Annotated in this window: 14 protein-coding genes; 8 read left to right on the top strand and 6 right to left on the bottom strand. The window is 62.6% G+C overall.

Features of this window, described 5'->3' with window-relative positions; translation table 11 throughout:
• Positions 1 to 600 precede the first annotated feature (600 nt).
• Together QCE73_RS30690 and QCE73_RS30685 are read left to right on the top strand one after the other, a co-directional pair.
• Positions 601 to 2,280: an FAD-dependent oxidoreductase gene (locus QCE73_RS30690; protein ID WP_309884864.1), complete on the top strand. Its 1,680-nt coding sequence runs from the start codon at positions 601 to 603 to the stop codon at positions 2,278 to 2,280.
• Complete coding sequence (locus QCE73_RS30685) at positions 2,280 to 2,489, top strand: DUF2783 domain-containing protein (RefSeq protein ID WP_035503765.1); 210 nt, start codon at positions 2,280 to 2,282, stop codon at positions 2,487 to 2,489. Before QCE73_RS30690 ends, QCE73_RS30685 begins: the two co-directional genes overlap by 1 nt.
• Here the strand turns inward: QCE73_RS30685 and mobB are convergent.
• The gene (mobB, locus tag QCE73_RS30680) at positions 2,468 to 3,010 is read right to left on the bottom strand and encodes a molybdopterin-guanine dinucleotide biosynthesis protein B (protein WP_309884863.1); all 543 of its coding nucleotides are present in this window, start codon (positions 3,008 to 3,010) and stop codon (positions 2,468 to 2,470) included. The two genes, QCE73_RS30685 and mobB, sit on opposite strands and share 22 nt — an antisense overlap.
• Before the next feature lie 172 nt (positions 3,011 to 3,182).
• On the opposite strand from mobB, the gene QCE73_RS30675 reads away from it, so the two are divergent.
• Positions 3,183 to 5,705 (top strand): adenosylcobalamin-dependent ribonucleoside-diphosphate reductase, encoded by a 2,523-nt coding sequence (locus QCE73_RS30675; RefSeq protein WP_309884862.1) that lies wholly within the window; start codon positions 3,183 to 3,185, stop codon positions 5,703 to 5,705.
• 48 nt (positions 5,706 to 5,753) lie between these two features.
• Here QCE73_RS30675 and QCE73_RS30670 read toward each other — a convergent pair whose 3' ends face one another.
• The 4 genes from QCE73_RS30670 to QCE73_RS30655 all read right to left on the bottom strand — a co-directional run bounded on the left by QCE73_RS30670 (position 5,754) and on the right by QCE73_RS30655 (position 8,059).
• A complete protein-coding gene (locus QCE73_RS30670) occupies positions 5,754 to 5,903 on the bottom strand; it encodes a hypothetical protein (protein ID WP_187606148.1) in 150 nt (49 codons plus the stop codon).
• A 33-nt stretch (positions 5,904 to 5,936) separates the two neighbouring features.
• Positions 5,937 to 6,308, bottom strand: coding sequence for a DUF4148 domain-containing protein (locus QCE73_RS30665; RefSeq protein WP_035503716.1), 372 nt, complete (start codon positions 6,306 to 6,308; stop codon positions 5,937 to 5,939).
• Between the two features lie 188 nt (positions 6,309 to 6,496).
• Positions 6,497 to 7,027, bottom strand: a complete 531-nt coding sequence (locus QCE73_RS30660) for a GNAT family N-acetyltransferase (RefSeq protein WP_309884861.1) — start codon at positions 7,025 to 7,027, stop codon at positions 6,497 to 6,499.
• A gap of 21 nt (positions 7,028 to 7,048) precedes the next feature.
• On the bottom strand, positions 7,049 to 8,059 hold the full coding sequence (locus tag QCE73_RS30655; RefSeq protein WP_035503712.1) for a LysR family transcriptional regulator: 1,011 nt from the start codon (positions 8,057 to 8,059) through the stop codon (positions 7,049 to 7,051).
• A gap of 219 nt (positions 8,060 to 8,278) precedes the next feature.
• On the opposite strand from QCE73_RS30655, the gene QCE73_RS30650 reads away from it, so the two are divergent.
• From QCE73_RS30650 to QCE73_RS30630, 5 genes are all read left to right on the top strand, one after another.
• A complete protein-coding gene (locus QCE73_RS30650; protein ID WP_035503710.1) occupies positions 8,279 to 9,097 on the top strand; it encodes an alpha/beta hydrolase in 819 nt (272 codons plus the stop codon).
• A gap of 81 nt (positions 9,098 to 9,178) precedes the next feature.
• Positions 9,179 to 10,381: an efflux RND transporter periplasmic adaptor subunit gene (locus QCE73_RS30645; protein WP_309884860.1), complete on the top strand. Its 1,203-nt coding sequence runs from the start codon at positions 9,179 to 9,181 to the stop codon at positions 10,379 to 10,381.
• Between the two features lie 31 nt (positions 10,382 to 10,412).
• On the top strand, positions 10,413 to 13,613 hold the full coding sequence (locus QCE73_RS30640) for an efflux RND transporter permease subunit (protein ID WP_309884859.1): 3,201 nt from the start codon (positions 10,413 to 10,415) through the stop codon (positions 13,611 to 13,613).
• A 5-nt stretch (positions 13,614 to 13,618) separates the two neighbouring features.
• A complete protein-coding gene (locus tag QCE73_RS30635; RefSeq protein WP_404989826.1) occupies positions 13,619 to 15,118 on the top strand; it encodes an efflux transporter outer membrane subunit in 1,500 nt (499 codons plus the stop codon).
• 174 nt (positions 15,119 to 15,292) lie between these two features.
• Positions 15,293 to 15,517 carry a hypothetical protein gene (locus QCE73_RS30630; RefSeq protein WP_035503703.1) on the top strand — a complete coding sequence of 75 codons (225 nt, stop codon included), beginning with the start codon at positions 15,293 to 15,295 and terminating at the stop codon, positions 15,515 to 15,517.
• Between the two features lie 21 nt (positions 15,518 to 15,538).
• Here the strand turns inward: QCE73_RS30630 and ppk2 are convergent, their stop codons facing one another.
• Positions 15,539 to 16,435, bottom strand: coding sequence for a polyphosphate kinase 2 (ppk2, locus tag QCE73_RS30625; RefSeq protein WP_035503701.1), 897 nt, complete (start codon positions 16,433 to 16,435; stop codon positions 15,539 to 15,541).
• Positions 16,436 to 16,679 lie beyond the last annotated feature (244 nt).

The raw sequence follows: 16,679 nt of genomic DNA, 5'->3' as shown, positions 1-16,679 counted from the left end.
GCCCTCGAAGGCCCTCCCGGGCTTGGCTCGCGCACGGTCTGACACATCGCACCGCTTCACTGACTGGTTCAGCACCAAATGGCTCCGGCCCGCTTCGCGGCCGACCGGTCAATCGGGTTTGCGCACGCTTCTTCGACGGTTTCCCTCGCATACCCCACGGCAGCGCGTAGCGCTGTGCCGATGCTCTTTCGTGCTGAACCAGCGCGCTGAAACGTTTCGGGCGGCAGACCGTGCGCGAGCCAAACCCGGTAAGTCCTTCGAGGGCGACACTTAGCCGAGGGCCATTGGCGGCTGGCAAGTGTGGCCAAACTGCGTGTGACCGCGGGCCTCGACGAGCTGTTTCTTTGGTTACTTTCTTTGCAGCAGCAAAGAAAGTGACTGCCGCCCCGCACAGGGGCAGAGCTAATAGACCGACACGAACCCGGGATCCGGCGAACCCACCTCAACCCGCAAACGAAACCACTCTACGGGTAAACCTAAATTCAACAATATAAAACCACTTGTACAATGATAAACAACTAACCCAGAGCGAAGAAATTCGCACCCGAGCTGAACGCGTCTTGCAAAGACGACAGAAGGCCCGACGATGGAGACGATCGAATGTCCGTGAACTACGCCAGTCTGCGTTTCGAATACGAGCGCGCACCCGAGCATGATGCGCCCGTGTCATCGCCATATCCTGTCGCCGTGATCGGCGCGGGCCCCGTCGGTCTTGCAACGGCGATCGAACTCGCGCAGCAAGGCGTGCGCACGGTGCTGCTCGACAACGACGACACGGTCTCGACCGGCTCCCGCGCCATCTGCTTCGCCAAGCGCACGCTGGAAATCTTCGATCGCCTCGGCTGCGGCGACAGGATGATCGAGAAGGGCGTGAGCTGGAATGTCGGCAAGGTCTTTCTGCATGACGATCTCGTCTACACGTTCAATCTCCTGCCGGAAACAGGGCATTCACGCCCCGCGTTCATCAACCTGCAGCAGTACTACGTCGAAGGCTTTCTCGCCGAACGCGCGATGGAGCTGGAGCAACTGCAATTGCGCTGGAAAAGCAATGTGACCGGCGTGACGCAGCATGAAGATCACGTCGAATTGCAGGTCGAAACGCCCGATGGCATCTATCCGCTCAAGGCACAGTACGTCGTGGCCGCCGATGGTGCCCGCAGCCCGATGCGCAAATGCCTCGGTCTCGACAGCCACGGCCGCACGTTCAAGGACCGCTTCCTCATCGCCGACGTGAAGATGAAGGCGCCGTTCCCGACCGAGCGCTGGTTCTGGTTCGACCCGCCGTTTCATCGGAATCAGTCGGTGCTGCTGCATCGTCAGCCGGATAACGTATGGCGCATAGATTTTCAGCTTGGCTGGGACGCGGACCCCGTCGCGGAGAAAGCGCCCGAGCGTGTGATTCCGCGCGTGAAGGCGCTGCTCGGCGAAGACGCCGAATTCGAACTGGAATGGGTGAGCGTGTACACGTTCTCGTGTCTGCGCATGGATAGCTTCAGGCATGGGCGCATCATTTTCGCGGGCGATTCTGCGCATGGCGTGTCGCCTTTCGGGGCGCGCGGCGCGAACAGCGGCGTGCAGGACGCGGACAATCTCGCGTGGAAGCTGAAACTCGTCGTGAACGGCGACGCGCCGCACACGCTGCTCGACACCTACGCATCGGAACGCGAATACGCCGCCGACGAAAACATCCTCAACTCGACACGCGCCACCGACTTCATCACGCCGAAGAGCGCCGTATCACGCCTCTTTCGCGACGCGACGCTCAATCTCGCGAAAGATTGCGCCTTCGCGCGGCGCATGGCGAACAGCGGACGTCTTTCGGTGCCGGCCGTGCTGCGCGACTCGCCGCTCAATACGCCCGATGCGGAAGGCGACACCTTCGATAGCGCGATGATTCCCGGCGCGCCGTGCGTGGATGCGCCCGTGCGCGTCGATGACCGCGATGCGTGGCTCTTGCCTCAGACCCACGGCGGCACGTTCACGGGCATCTATTTCTGCGGGCTGGGTCACGGCCCCGATGTCTGCGCGAAAAGCCTCGCCGCGTTAGCGAACGCGCCGTTGCCCGTGCGTGCGCTGATCGTCGTGCCGCGAGGCATGACCTGCAGCGTGCCGGGCGTGACCGTGATCGAGGATATGGAAGGCATGGTCGCGCATCGCTTCGATGCACGGCCCGGCACGTTCTATCTGCTGCGTCCCGATCAACACGTGTGCGCGCGCTGGCGCGCCTTCGATGCCGCATCGGTTACGGCCGCGGTAAAACGTGCAACCTGCAACGGATGATGAATCGTATGAAGCTCAATCTCGAACTGAATATCGCGGATCACGATGCGTTCTACGAGCGCCTCATCGATACGCACAACGGACTCTCCGACGAAGCGAGCCAGATGCTCAACGCAAAGCTCGTGCTGCTGCTCGCGAATCACATCGGCGATAACGATGTATTGAAGGAAGCGCTGGCGATGGCGCGTCACGGTCTCGCCGCGAGCTGATCCTTCAGCACGATGCCCACGCGTTCGCAGATGAACGCGCCGATGCTCGCGATGTCGTTCAGGTCGAGCATCGGCAAGCCCGACTCGATTGCGGCGGCATCGTCGGTTGCAATTGCAACGATCTCCACATCGGTCTTGTAGAGCGGATCGCGGCCCGCCGATGGACGCACGACTTCGAGCCGCGGCATCGCTTCACGCGCGAATCCTTCGACGATCACGAGGTCCGCGTGCGACAGGCGCGCAGCCAGCTCGGCAAGCGGCGGCTCCGCGTCGCCGTTCAACTCACGCACGATCGCATACCGGTACGGCGATGCGATCAACACTTCCCCAGCGCCCGCGCGGCGAAAACGCGCACTGTCCTTGCCCGGCGGCTCCAGTTCGATGGAATGATGACTGTGCTTGATGACGTTGACCGTGATGCCGCGAGCGCGCAGCCACGGCAACAGCGCTTCGATCAAGGTGGTCTTGCCCTGGCCCGAGCGGCCCGAAATGCCGAAGAGCGGCGGATGACGCGAGTTCATGCGTATGGTCGGCGGATTGCTTTGGTTTCGATCAGGCGAGTTTAACGGGTCGATGGCGAGCGCGGAGAATTCGCGCTATCGTCGGGCATTGCCTTTGCGGCACTTCACGCCGGCGCGCGCAACGCTTTTCCGACCCCATCGCGCGAGGCGCAGCAATCAAAGGATCTCCGACATGGCCGAAGACAATCCCAGCACCGCTCTCGCACCGCAGCAGTTCTCCATCGACGTGATGCTCGAAAAATATGCCAAGGGCGACGAGACGCGCGTCGAGGATATTTATCGCCGCGTGGCGCGCGGTGTCGCACTTGCCGAGCCGAAAGAGGCGCGCGCGAAGATCGAAGCGGAGTTCGTCGATAACTTCAAGCGCGGCGCGCTCGGCGCGGGGCGCATCATGAGCGCGGCCGGCGCGGGCATCGACGCGACGCTCATCAATTGCTTCGTGCAGCCCGTGGGCGATGCGATACAGAGCGTCGATGCCAACGGCTTGCCGGGCATCTACGTCGCGTTGCTGCAGGCGGCCGAGACGATGCGTCGCGGCGGCGGCGTCGGCTATAACTTTTCCGCGATCCGTCCGCGCGGCGCGCGCGTGCATTCGACGGGATCGGCGGCATCGGGTCCATGCAGCTACATGGACGTGTTCGATGCATCGTGCCGCACGGTCGAGAGCGCGGGCTCGCGGCGCGGCGCGCAAATGGGCATTCTCGATTGCTCGCATCCCGATCTGCTCGAATTCATCGCGGCAAAACATACGAAAGGGCGCTGGAACAATTTCAATGTGTCGGTCGCGGTGACCGACGAATTCATGCAGGCCGTCGCCGATGACGCCACCTGGCAACTCGTCCACAAGGCCGAGCCTTCGCCGGCGCAACGCGCGGCCGAGGACATGCATCAGCGCGAGGACGGTCTCTGGGTCTATCGCGAAGTGCGCGCGCGCGAAGTATGGAACACGATCATGCGCTCGACCTACGATGTCGCCGAGCCGGGCGTCGTGTTCATGTCGCGCATGAACGACGATAACAATCTGCGCGCGGTCGAATCGATCCGCGCGACCAATCCGTGCGGTGAACAACCGCTGCCCGCATACGGCTGCTGCAATCTCGGCCCGCTCAATCTCACGCGCTTCGTGCACGATCCGTTCGCGCAGATGCGCGGCGGCGCGCCGTCCTTCGACTGGGACGCACTCGCGCGCACGACGCGCACGCAAGTGCGCTTTCTCGACGACGTGCTCGACGTCACGCTCTGGCCGCTGGAGGAGCAGGCGCGCGAGGCGGCCGCGAAACGCCGCATCGGCGTGGGCTTCACCGGCCTCGGCGATACGCTCGTGATGCTCGGCCTGCGCTACGACGCGCAGGAAGGGCGCGACATCGCCATACGCGTCGCGCGCACGATGCGTGACGAGGCGTATCGCGCTTCGGTCGAACTCGCGAAAGAGCGCGGCAAGTTTCCGCTCTTCGATGCGAAGCGTTATCTGGAGGAGGGCACGTTCGCCTCGCGCCTACCTGATGACATCAAGAGCGCGATACGCGAGCACGGCATCCGCAACAGTCATCTGCTGTCGATCGCGCCGACAGGCACGGTGAGCCTCGCGTTCGCGGACAACGCATCGAATGGCATCGAGCCGGCGTTCTCGTGGACCTATCAACGCACGAAGCGCATGGCGGACGGCACGCGTCAGACCTTCCCCGTCGAAGATCATGCATACCGGCTCTATCGCGAGATGGGCGGCGACGTGAACGCGCTGCCCGACTACTTCGTCAGCGCACTGGAGATGTCCGCGCACGATCACATGGAGATGATGGCCGCGGTGCAACCGTTCGTCGATACGTCGATTTCGAAGACCGTGAACGTGCCCGCCGATTATCCGTTCGACAAGTTTCAGGATCTTTATTTCGAAGCATGGCGGCGCGGATTGAAGGGGCTCGCGACGTACCGGCCCAACGAGACCCTGGGCGCGGTGCTTTCCGTTACGCCCGCCGAAACGCCGAGCGATTCACCGGACCCCGAACTCGATCTCGATCCGTTGCGCATTGCGATCGATCATCGGCCGCGAGGGGAGTTGCCCGGCATCATCGAGAAGGTCGAGTATCTGACGCAGGCGGGAAAGAAGTCGCTTTATCTCGCGGTGTCGTTCATCGAAGTGACGGGGCGTATCGGCGGCGAGGATGTGACGATCGAGCGGCCCATCGAGTTCTTCATTCCCACGGGGCAGCGCGACGAATCGCAGCAATGGATCACGGCGACGATGCGTTCGCTCTCGCTCGCCGCGCGCGGCGGTTTCGCGGCGCGCACGCTGCAGGACATGCGCAAGGTGTCGTGGGATCGCGGGCAAGTGCGTCTCGGCGATGTCGAACGGCTCGACGGACATCGCAGTCCGCGCTGGCACGATTCGGAAGTCGCGGCGCTAGCGTATGCGATCCAGCAGATTCTTTATCGCCGCGGTTTTCTCGATGCAGAAGGAAACCAGGTACCGTCGCGCGTGCTTGCGCGCAAGCGTGCCGATAGCGCGCCGCATCCGGTAGCTGTAGCCGATGAACGCGAAGAGGTATCCGAGGGTATCGCGCGAAGCGAGATCGATTCGCATAGCCTTCCCCTGATGCACGGCCGGAAATGCGCGACGTGTGGTGCCAATGCAGTGATCCGCAAGGATGGCTGCGACTTCTGCACGGCATGCGGCGAAATCGGGGCGTGCGGTTGAGTTGAAGAAAAAAGGCGCGGACCTTTGTCCGCGCCTTTCATGTCACGCTCAGTGCGAGCGTTCAGTGCTCTCTTGCTTCGTCTCTTGCACAACCGCCGAGGTATGCGCGGTGTGTTGCGTGAACGGATGCCATACCGGCGTCAGTGCGGGAAGTTCGTCGAGAAGCGAGAACTGATCGAGTGATGTGTTTTCAAACATGATGACCTCTTGAATCTTCTTCTGACGGCGTGATCAGCGCGCCGTTACGTTGCCTTGCGTTGCCGAGCCGTTGGCATACTCGACGATCTCACGGTTGCGCGCTTCGGCCTGCGCGGCATCGCGTGCGCGTTGCTCGCTTTGCGCGGCGACGGCATCGCCCCACATGCTGCGTTCCGGATACGAGTTGCGGTTCAATGCCGGCAGAGAACCGTTCGAATAAGCGGCTACGAGTTCGGCGCGAACTTGTGCGCGCGTCTTCGGCGTATCGCTCGAAGTCGCTTGCGTTTGCGTCTGAACCTGATACGTGCCTGCGCGGCCGATGCCCTGGCCGCCTTCCGCGAACGCGGTTGTCGTGACAACAGCGGAAATGGCTGCGAGAGAGAACCCCGTGATGAGCTGCTTCATGCTTGCGACTCCTTTCATTCCGATGCGGCGTGCGGGCAAATGCGGATTGCAATTGGCGGATAAGCACGCTGCGTTAGGGATGAATGTAGTCGCGTGGCAGAGGCGGATAAATGCCGGATCAGCGAATAGATTTGTCGATTTCGGCGAATAATCGCGTGAAGGCTTGTGGGGCGGGCGTTTGCGGGCCGCTAAGCGAGTTGCTTATGGAAGAAAGTCGTGCCGCACAACGTGCCGTCGGGCATCAACGCATAGTTTGGTACGACGCCCACACGCTGCCATCCCGCGCGCTCGTAGAGGCGCTCGGCATCGCCGCCGGTAACGGTGTCGAGCACGAGAACCGACTTGCCCGCGGCGCGCGCCGCTTCGTCGGCGGCGATCAACAGATGCTGTGCAATGCCGCGTCGCCGTGCCCGACGCGCGACGAGCATCTTCGCAATATCCGCGCGATGCGGCTGATTCTCCGGCTGATCGGTGACGATCTGCACCGTGCCCAGCACATGCCCTTCGGCGTTCTCCGCAACGAGCAGGATACGTTCGTCACGCGCGACGCCGTGCATGACGCGTGTCCAGAAGTCGATAGCTGTCGCACGCGAGATCGGCAGCATGAAACTGATCGACGCGCCGCCCTCGACGCAATCGATCAGCACGTCCGCCAGCGCTTCCACATACCCCGATGCTTCATTCGCGCCGATGCGGCGCACGGTGATGTTTTCGTTCATCGTTGTTCTTGTTCAACGCCGCTACGCAATGACATCTTCGGTGCCCGCGACTTCCGGCGTGCCATGCCGCACGATCGTGGGCGATGCCGTGCTCGTCGGCAGGCAGCGCTCTTCCGCATCCTTCTGGCCTTGCAGAAGCGGGCAGCGTTCGAACAACTCGGCTGCCCAGTCGACGAACACGCGCACCTTCGGCGACAGATGCCGGTTATGCGGATACACCGCGGAAATGGGCATCGGCAGCGGATTCCATTGCGGCAGCACTTCGACGAGTTCGCCCGCGCGCAGATGCGGCAACGCCATGAAGCGCGGCACCTGAATGATGCCGACGCCCTTCAGCCCGCAACTCAGATACGCTTCGGCGTCGTTCACCGCGATCATGCCGCGCATCTTCACTTCGATGGTTTCATCGTCGATGACGAAGTCCATATCCATGACGCGTCCGGTGCGGCTCGAAAAATAATTCACCGCCGTGTGATTCTGCAAATCCTCGATCGTTTCCGGCGTGCCGTTGCGTTCGAGATATTGCGGAGCCGCCACCGTCACGCCCTGAAACACGCCGATGCGGCGCGCGACGAGACTCGAATCCTGCAGCGTGCCCACGCGAATCACGCAGTCGACGCCTTCCTGAATCAGATCCACCGGCTTGTCGCCGAAGCCCATCATCAGCTCGATTTCCGGGTAGCGCGTATGGAAATCGCATAGCTGCGGCATCACGATGAGCCGCCCGATCGCGCCCGGCATGTCCACGCGCAGCTTGCCGTGCGGACCCTTGCCGTTGTTCGAGAACGAGCCTTCCGCTTCCTCGATGTCCGCGAGGATGCGCACGCAGCGCTCGTAATACGCGGCGCCATCGGGCGTGAGATTGAGCCTGCGCGTCGTGCGCTGGAGCAGGCGCACGTTCAGATGCGCTTCCAGATTCTGGATGATGGTCGTGACGGAGGCGCGCGGCAGATTGAGCGTGTCCGCTGCGCGCGAAAAGCTGTTGGTGTCGACGACGCGGGTGAAGACCTGCATTGCTTGTAGCCGATCCATGTTCTCTCACCTTCTTTGCTTAGCGTCGCAACTATTTAAGCGAGCGCTAAAAAAATAGCCGGATAAACAATCGCAAGGGATAACCACGATTGTTCGGTGCGACCGAATTGTGTTGCCGGATTATAGGCATTTATTAAAAAAGGCGCGGACTCCAGAATTCGCAGCATCGCAACTCATGCGTGAAGGCCTTGCAGCACGGGCCATGCACCGAGAATAACCATGGCATCACTGTTGGATCTGGAGTCGAGCCCCCGTTTGTGCATCGAAGATGTGCACATCATGGGACACGCGCAGCCAATCACGCTGCGCAGCTATCGTCCCGCGTCGGATGGCACGGTGCTGCCCATCGTTCTTTACTTCCACGGCGGCGGTTTTATTCGCGGCGGACTCGATGACGCGGATACCGCCGCCGCAACGATCGCACGCGATACGCCCGCGTGGGTCGTATCGGTCGGCTATTCGCTCGCGCCGAAGTTTCCGTTTCCCGCCGCGCCCGAAGACGGCTATCGCGCGGCGCAATGGGCCGTCGCGAATGCCCGCGCGCAGCGCGCCGACCCGCAGCGTATCGGCGTCGCCGGTCACGACGCGGGCGGCAATCTCGCGACCTGCGTCGCGGCCATCGCACGTGATCGTGGCGATATTCGCATGTCCGCGCAAGCGCTGCTCGCACCGCTGCTCGATCCGAGCATGACGCGCCTCGCCGACGAACGCAAAGTGCTGTGCCCCGATTTCGAAGCGTGCGAATGCGCGCAATGGTATCGCGCGTATCTGCCGAATCCTTCGCAACGCCTGCATCCGTATGCCGCGCCGCTCGAATCGCGCCGTCTCGGTGGCCTGCCTCCCGCCATCATCGCGAGCGCCGAGCATGACTTGCTGCATATCGAAGCCGAGAAATACGCGGGCGAACTGATCGCCGCGGGCGTGCCGACCGAAGTCACGCGTCATGGCAAGACCTCGCATCAGGCGCTCGCGGCGCATCCCGATGCGCTCGCCGACGTCGTCGTGTTCTTCAGAAAACGGCTGGCGCGCGCGAAGTAAGCGCTGAACGTGAGCGCAAGAAACGGCACGCCACGCACGCACCACACAACAACAATCTCAAATCAACCGGAGCCTCTCACCATGTCTTTCACTCGCAAACGCATCTACGCCGCGCTAGGCGCGACGCTGATCATCGTTGGCGCGGGCGGATACACCGCCTGGCGCGGTCACGGCGATTCAGCGATGAACGAAGCCAAAGCCGCCGCCCACAGTCCGACCGCAACGGAAGTGGATGTAGCGGCCGTGGTGTCGAAGACCATCACCGACTGGCAGAGCTATTCGGGCCGTCTCGAGGCGGTCGATCACGTCGACATTCGCCCGCTCGTGCCGGGCACGATCGTCGCGGTGCATTTCAAGGATGGCCAGCTCGTGAAGAAGGGCGATGCGCTCTTCACGATCGACCCGCGTCCGTATGAAGCCGAAGTGGATCGCGCACAGGCGCAACTCGCGGCGGCGCAGGCGCGCAACGGCTATACGTCGACCGATGCGGCGCGGGCTGAACGGCTGCTCGCCGATAACGCGATCGCCAAGCGCGACTACGACGAGAAGCAGAACGCCGCGCGCGAGGCCGTCGCCAACCTGAAGGCCGCGCAGGCTGCGCTCGAAACCGCGAAGATCAATCTCGCCTACACGCATATCGTCGCGCCGGTCGCGGGCCGCGTGTCGCGCGCGGAACTCACGGTGGGCAACATCGTGTCGACGGGTGCGAATGCGCCGTTGCTGACGACGCTCGTGTCCGTGTCGCCGATCTACGCATCGTTCGATGTCGATGAACAGACGTACTTGCGTTATCTCGGCCGCGATGCGGGCAACGCGGTGCCGGTGTCGCTCGGTCTCGCGAACGAGGACGGCTATTCGCGCGAAGGTGTCGTCGATTCCGTCGATAACCGGCTCGATACGACCTCCGGCACGATCCGCGTGCGTGCGCGCTTCAACAACCCGGACGGCACGCTCGTGCCGGGACTCTATGCGCGCGTGAAAGTGGGCGGGGGCACGCCGCACCCGGCCGTGCTCGTGGAAGACGAAGCCATCGGCACCGATCAGGACAAAAAGTACGTGATGGTCGTCGACAAGGACAACCGCGTGCAGTACCGCGAAGTGACGATCGGTCAGACGCATGAAGGTCTGCGTGTCATTTCGAAGGGCCTGCAGCCGGGCGAGCGCATCGTCGTCAATGGCTTGCAACGCGTGCGTCCCAACGACGTGATCAAGGCCAACAACGTCGCGATGAACGATAGCGACGCTGCACCCGCGCCCGCCGTGAAGACGGCATCCACGCAGTGATGCGCGTCATCCGCAACAGACAGAATCCGTCATGAACATATCCAAATTTTTCATCGATCGTCCGATCTTCGCGGGCGTGCTATCGGTGGTCGTGCTGCTCGCGGGCATCATCGCGATGTTCAAGCTGCCGATCTCCGAGTATCCGGAAGTCGTGCCGCCTTCGGTCGTCGTGCATGCGCAGTATCCCGGCGCGAACCCGAAGGTGATCGCGGAGACTGTGGCCTCGCCGCTGGAAGAGCAGATCAACGGCGTCGAGGACATGCTCTACATGCAGTCGCAAGCCAATAGCGACGGCAACCTCACGACCACGGTCACGTTCAAGCTCGGCACCGATCCCGACAAGAACACGCAGCTCGTGCAGAACCGCGTGAACCAGGCATTGCCGCGTCTGCCGAAGGACGTGCAGCGTCTGGGCGTAACGACGATCAAGTCATCGCCGACATTGACGATGGTGGTTCACCTGAACTCGCCCAACGGCCGCTACGACATGACGTATCTGCGCAACTACGCGCTGATCAACGTGAAGGACCGGCTCGAACGTATCGCGGGCGTGGGTGAAGTGCAGTTGTGGGGATCGGGCGATTACTCGATGCGCGTATGGCTCGATCCGCAAAAGGTCGCGCAGCGTGGCATGACGGCGACCGATGTCGTCAACGCGATCCGCGAGCAGAACGTGCAGGTCGCGGCCGGCGTGATCGGCGGTTCGCCGACGCTGCCGAACGTGCCGCTGCAACTGAACGTGAATGCGCGCGGCCGCCTGCAGAACGAGTCGGAGTTCCGCGACATCGTGCTGAAGACGTCGCCGGATGGCGCGGTGACGCATCTCTCCGATGTGGCGCGCGTCGAACTCGCGGCATCGGAATATGGCTTGCGCTCGTTGCTCGACAACAAGTCGGCGGTGGCGATCGCGATCAATCAGCAGCCGGGCGCGAACTCGCTGCAGATCTCCGACGAAGTCCGCAAGACGATGAAGGAGCTGAAGGCCGACATGCCGGCGGGCCTCGAATATCAGATCGTCTATGACCCGACGCAGTTCGTGCGTTCGAGTATCGAAGCGGTGATCCACACGCTCGCGGAAGCGATCGCGCTGGTGGTGCTCGTGGTGATCGTGTTCCTGCAAACATGGCGCGCGTCGATCATTCCGTTGCTCGCGGTGCCGGTATCGATCGTCGGTACGTTCTCGCTGCTGCTCGCGTTCGGCTTCTCGATCAACGCGTTGTCATTGTTCGGGATGGTGCTCGCGATCGGTATCGTCGTCGACGATGCGATCGTGGTCGTCGAGAACGTGGAGCGCAACATCGAGTCGGGGTTATCGGCGAGAGACGCGACATATCAGGCGATGCGAGAGGTGAGCGGGCCGATCATCGCGATCGCGCTGACGCTGGTCGCCGTGTTCGTGCCGCTCGCGTTCATGTCGGGTCTCACTGGCCAGTTCTACAAGCAGTTCGCGATGACCATCGCCATCTCGACGGTGATCTCCGCATTCAACTCGCTGACGCTGTCGCCCGCACTCGCCGCCATGCTGCTGAAGGGCCACGACGAGCCGAAGGACTGGCTCACGCGAGGCATGGACCGCGTGTTCGGCGGCTTCTTCCGCGGCTTCAACAAGGTCTTCCATCGCGGCTCGGATGCGTACGGCAAGGGCGTGAAGAGCGTCATCAATCGCAAGGCAGTGATGATGGCCGTGTATGCCGTGCTCCTCGCCGGCGCCGTGCTGATGGGCAAGGTCGTGCCGGGCGGTTTCGTGCCCGCGCAGGACAAGGAGTATCTGATCAGCTTCGCGCAACTGCCGAACGGTGCATCGCTCGACCGCACCGAAGGCGTGATCCGTCAGATGTCGGATATCGCGCTCAAGCAGCCGGGCGTGGAAAGCGCCGTGGAGTTTCCGGGCTTGTCGGTGAACGGCTTCACCAACTCGTCGAGCGCGGGCATCGTGTTCGTCACGTTGAAGCCCTTCAAGGAGCGCGTGCATGACAAGGCGTTGTCCGCGAATGCCATCGCGGGCGCGCTGAATCAGAAATACGCGGGCATCAAGGGTTCGTTCATCGCCGTGTTCCCGCCGCCGCCGGTGCTGGGTCTCGGCACGCTCGGCGGCTTCAAGATGCAGCTCGAGGATCGCGGCGCGCTCGGCTATGCGGCACTCGCCGATGCAACCCAGGCGTTCATCAAGCGCGCATCGCAGACGCCCGAACTCGGACCGACGTTCTCCAGCTATCAGATCAACGTGCCGCAGTTGAATGTCGATCTGGATCGCGTGAAGGCGAAGCAACTCGGCGTCTCCGTGACCGACGTGTTCGACACGATGCAGGTCTATCTCGGCTCGCTCTACGTGAACGACTTCAATCGCTTTGGACGCGTGTATCAGGTGCGCGTGCAGGCGGATGCGCCGTTCCGTGCGAATCCGGAAGACATCGGCTTGCTGAAGACGCGCAACGCGAACGGCGACATGGTGCCTTTGTCGTCGCTCGTGAAGGTCACGCCGACGTATGGCCCCGAGATGGTCGTGCGCTACAACGGCTACACCGCGGCGGATATCAACGGCGGGCCGGCTCCGGGTTATTCGTCGGGGCAGGCGCAGGCGGCGGCGGAACGCATCGCGGCGGAAGTGCTGCCGCGCGGGATCAAGTTCGAATGGACCGATCTCACGTATCAGCAGATCCTCGCGGGCAACGCGGCGCTGTGGGTGTTCCCGATCAGCGTGCTGCTCGTGTTCCTCGTGCTCGCCGCGCTGTACGAAAGCCTGACGCTGCCGCTCGCGGTGATCATGATCGTGCCGATGAGCATTCTGTCCGCGCTGCTCGGCGTATGGCTCACCGATGGCGACAACAACATCTTCACGCAGATCGGTTTGATGGTGCTGGTGGGCTTGTCGGCGAAGAACGCGATCCTGATCGTCGAGTTCGCACGCGAGCTGGAGATGCAGGGACGCTCCATCGTGCAGGCCGCGATCGAAGCGAGCCGGCTGCGTCTGCGCCCGATTTTGATGACGTCCATCGCGTTCATCATGGGTGTGGTGCCGCTCGTGCTGTCGACGGGCGCGGGCTCGGAGATGCGTCACGCAATGGGCATCGCGGTGTTCTTCGGCATGCTGGGTGTGACGCTCTTCGGTCTGATGCTGACGCCGGTGTTCTACGTGATCCTGCGCAAGCTCTCTCGCACCGAGCACGTGACGGACAAGCACGGCTCGCATCCGCAGATGCGCGGTATCGGTGCCTCCTACGAGGCGCAATGAGGTCGATGATGAATAAGCTACATGTTTTATCGAGTCTGATGGCCACGCTGTTGCTGGTGGCGGGCTGCTCGCTCGCGCCCACTTACGAGAAGCCAGACGTCAACGCGCCGTCCGCATACAAGGAAACGCCGCAAAAGACGCTCGACGCATCGGAAGCGGGCACGTGGAAGACGGCACAGCCGTCGGAAGAGATGATGCGCGGCGAATGGTGGACGATCTTCGACGACGCCGCGCTCAACGATCTGGAAAAGCAGGCGCAGGACGCGAACCAGAACCTGAAGGCAGCGGCGGCGCGCGTGAAGGAAGCGCGCGCGATCAACCAGACGGCGCGCGCAGGTCTCTTCCCGACGCTCGATGCGGGCTTCGGCCCGACGCGCGAGAAGTTCTCGCCGGCGTCGCAATTCCTGCCCCCCGATGGCAACGTGCCCGCGCAGACGCTGTGGCGCGCGCAGGCGAGCGCATCGTATGAAGTGGATCTGTTCGGCCGCGTGGCGGACTCGGTGCGGGCCGCGAACGCCGACACGGAGCAGAGCGAAGCATTGTTCCGCTCGGTGCAGCTCGCGTTGCAGGCGGACGTCGCGCAGAACTACTTCAATCTGCGCGAACTCGATGCCGAGTCGGATGTCTTCACGCGCACCGTGCAGTTGCGCGAGGAAGCGCTGAAGCTCGTGCAACGCCGCTACACCGAAGGCGATATCAGCGAGCTCGATGTTGCGCGCGCGAAGTCGGAACTCGCGACGGCGCGCTCGGATGCGATGACGGTGCAACGTCTGCGCGCGGCATCGGAACATAGTCTCGCCGTGCTGCTCGGCAAGGCGCCCGCCGAGTTCTCGGTGGCCGCGAACCCGCTCAAGCCGGTGACGGTGCGCGTGCCGCCGGGGCTGCCATCGGCGCTGCTCGAACGTCGTCCCGATGTCGCGTCGGCGGAACGCGCGATGGCGGCGGCGAATTCGCGCATCGGCGTGGCGAAGGCGGCGTTCTTCCCGTCGCTGACGCTGACGGGCTCGGGCGGCTTCGAATCCGCGACGCTCGGCGATCTCTTCAAGTGGTCGAGCCGCACATTCCTGCTCGGGCCGTTCGCGGGCACGGCGCTGAATATCCCGATCTTCGATGGCGGCCGTCGCAAGGGCAATCTCGCGAATGCGCGTGCGGTGTATGAAGAGGACGTCGCGAGCTATCGTCAGCAGGTGTTGGTTGCGTTCCGCGAGGTCGAGGACAACCTGTCGGATCTGCGCATCCTCGAAGACCAGACGGCGACCCAGGACGATGCCGTGAAAGCGTCGGTGCGCGCCGCGCAGCTTTCGCGCACGCAGTACACCGAAGGCGCGGTGAATTACCTCGACGTGATCGACGCGGAGCGCACCGTGTTGCAGACGCAGCGCGCGTCGGTGCAGTTGCGAGGCACGCAGGCGGTATCGACGGTGAATCTGATCCGCGCATTGGGCGGCGGCTGGGGCGATGCGAAGCCTACGCCGGTGCCTGAGCCGAGTCTCGCTCAGAAGTGACGTGAACATGGCCCTGCACTGCGCAGGGCCTTTTCGTTAGTGCGCCCGCTGAAAAGAAAGCTCGACGAGACAAGCCCGATTGTTCGTCTCACGGAACATATGTCTTCACCTTCCGAGCGTTTATCCGCAGGGCTCCAATCCTTAAAATTCTATTCATGGGATAGGGAGCCGAAGATGAAAGACTTGATCGCAAAACAACTGTATCAGCCGGCGGTGGTGCTGCCACTGCTGCTGTTGACGCGCCTGATGGTCACGCTCGACTTCAATCTCGCGCAAGTGATGTTCGTGATGATGCTCAAGGGTTCGCAGCACGCATATCAATTCGCGCTGCGCCACACCGTGGCGCGTCAGCGCAGCAATGTCGCCGTGAAGCATGTCCCGTGCAACAACTGCTGCTGACGCACGCCGCGTCATCGAACCTCAATAGATTTCGGGAACGTACATTTCATCCGGCACCGGCTGGCGCAGATAATCGGGGTTGAACACGCGATCGGGCAGTTCGATAGGCTGGTGCTCGATCTCGTGATACGGCACCTGGCTCAACAGGTGATGAATGCAGTTCAGGCGCGCACGCTTCTTGTCGACGGCCTGCACGACCCACCACGGCGCTTCGGGAATGTGCGTGCGCTGGAGCATGACTTCCTTGGCCGCCGTGTACGCCTCCCAGCGGCGGCGGCTTTCCAGATCCATCGGGCTCAGCTTCCATTGCTTGAGCGGATCTTCGATACGCGCCTCGAAGCGCACTTCCTGTTCGTCGTCGGTGATCGAGAACCAGTACTTGACGATCTGGATGCCACTGCGCACCAGCATCTTCTCGAACTCGGGAACCGAGCGGAAAAATTCCTCATACTCTTCGTCGGTGCAGAAGTTCATCACGCGCTCGACGCCCGCGCGGTTGTACCAGCTTCGATCGAACAGCACGATTTCGCCCGCCGCGGGCAAGTGCGAGACATATCGCTGGAAATACCACTGCGTGCGTTCGCGATTGTTCGGCGCGGGGAGCGCCGCCACGCGGCACACGCGCGGATTCAACCGCTGCGTAATGCGCTTGATCGCGCCGCCTTTGCCCGCCGCGTCGCGTCCCTCGAACAGCACGACGAGTCGATGCCCCTTGTTCACGACCCAGTCCTGCAGCTTCACGAGTTCGCCCTGCAGACGGAACAGCTCGCGGAAATAGGTCTTGCGCAAGACCCGCTCTTCTTCCGAGAAGGTCGATTCGCCGTCCAGGAAGCGATCGTCGACCTCCATCTCGAACTCTTCGTCATAGCTGTCGATGATGTCGGCGTGGAAGCGGCGCTGTTTTTCCGTCTGATTCATGAAGGGCTCCGTGGGCGTTCTTGGGCTGCCGTCGTCATGATGACCGGTCGGCGTGGGCCGCGCGATTATGACGGTATTCGATGGCAGTCATATGACAACGGCCGATTCAGGCATTGTAGAAAGCGGCGCGCGCAGGCTCAAATCCGGTTGGCCGCTTTGTGACAAGGCGCCGCGCGCCGTTAGAATGTTCCGGCATTTCGATGGCATGCCGATGGCACAGTCAACCGCACCTCAACATCCACAG

This window comes from Caballeronia sp. LZ029 (genome assembly GCF_031451275.1).
Lineage (GTDB): Bacteria > Pseudomonadota > Gammaproteobacteria > Burkholderiales > Burkholderiaceae > Caballeronia > Caballeronia jiangsuensis.
Note: the sequence above shows the minus strand (reverse complement) of the source record. Positions and strands in the feature narration are given on the sequence as shown.

Bases quoted from the DNA above. Each gene is read 5' to 3' on its own strand.
- QCE73_RS30690 (WP_309884864.1), top strand. From the start codon at position 601: ATGTCCGTGAACTACGCCAGTCTGCGTTTCGAATACGAGCGCGCACCC.
- QCE73_RS30685 (WP_035503765.1), top strand. From the start codon at position 2,280: ATGAATCGTATGAAGCTCAATCTCGAACTGAATATCGCGGATCACGAT.
- mobB (WP_309884863.1), bottom strand. From the start codon at position 3,010: ATGAACTCGCGTCATCCGCCGCTCTTCGGCATTTCGGGCCGCTCGGGC.
- QCE73_RS30675 (WP_309884862.1), top strand. From the start codon at position 3,183: ATGGCCGAAGACAATCCCAGCACCGCTCTCGCACCGCAGCAGTTCTCC.
- QCE73_RS30670 (WP_187606148.1), bottom strand. From the start codon at position 5,903: ATGTTTGAAAACACATCACTCGATCAGTTCTCGCTTCTCGACGAACTT.
- QCE73_RS30665 (WP_035503716.1), bottom strand. From the start codon at position 6,308: ATGAAGCAGCTCATCACGGGGTTCTCTCTCGCAGCCATTTCCGCTGTT.
- QCE73_RS30660 (WP_309884861.1), bottom strand. From the start codon at position 7,027: ATGAACGAAAACATCACCGTGCGCCGCATCGGCGCGAATGAAGCATCG.
- QCE73_RS30655 (WP_035503712.1), bottom strand. From the start codon at position 8,059: ATGGATCGGCTACAAGCAATGCAGGTCTTCACCCGCGTCGTCGACACC.
- QCE73_RS30650 (WP_035503710.1), top strand. From the start codon at position 8,279: ATGGCATCACTGTTGGATCTGGAGTCGAGCCCCCGTTTGTGCATCGAA.
- QCE73_RS30645 (WP_309884860.1), top strand. From the start codon at position 9,179: ATGTCTTTCACTCGCAAACGCATCTACGCCGCGCTAGGCGCGACGCTG.
- QCE73_RS30640 (WP_309884859.1), top strand. From the start codon at position 10,413: ATGAACATATCCAAATTTTTCATCGATCGTCCGATCTTCGCGGGCGTG.
- QCE73_RS30635 (WP_404989826.1), top strand. From the start codon at position 13,619: ATGATGAATAAGCTACATGTTTTATCGAGTCTGATGGCCACGCTGTTG.
- QCE73_RS30630 (WP_035503703.1), top strand. From the start codon at position 15,293: ATGAAAGACTTGATCGCAAAACAACTGTATCAGCCGGCGGTGGTGCTG.
- ppk2 (WP_035503701.1), bottom strand. From the start codon at position 16,435: ATGAATCAGACGGAAAAACAGCGCCGCTTCCACGCCGACATCATCGAC.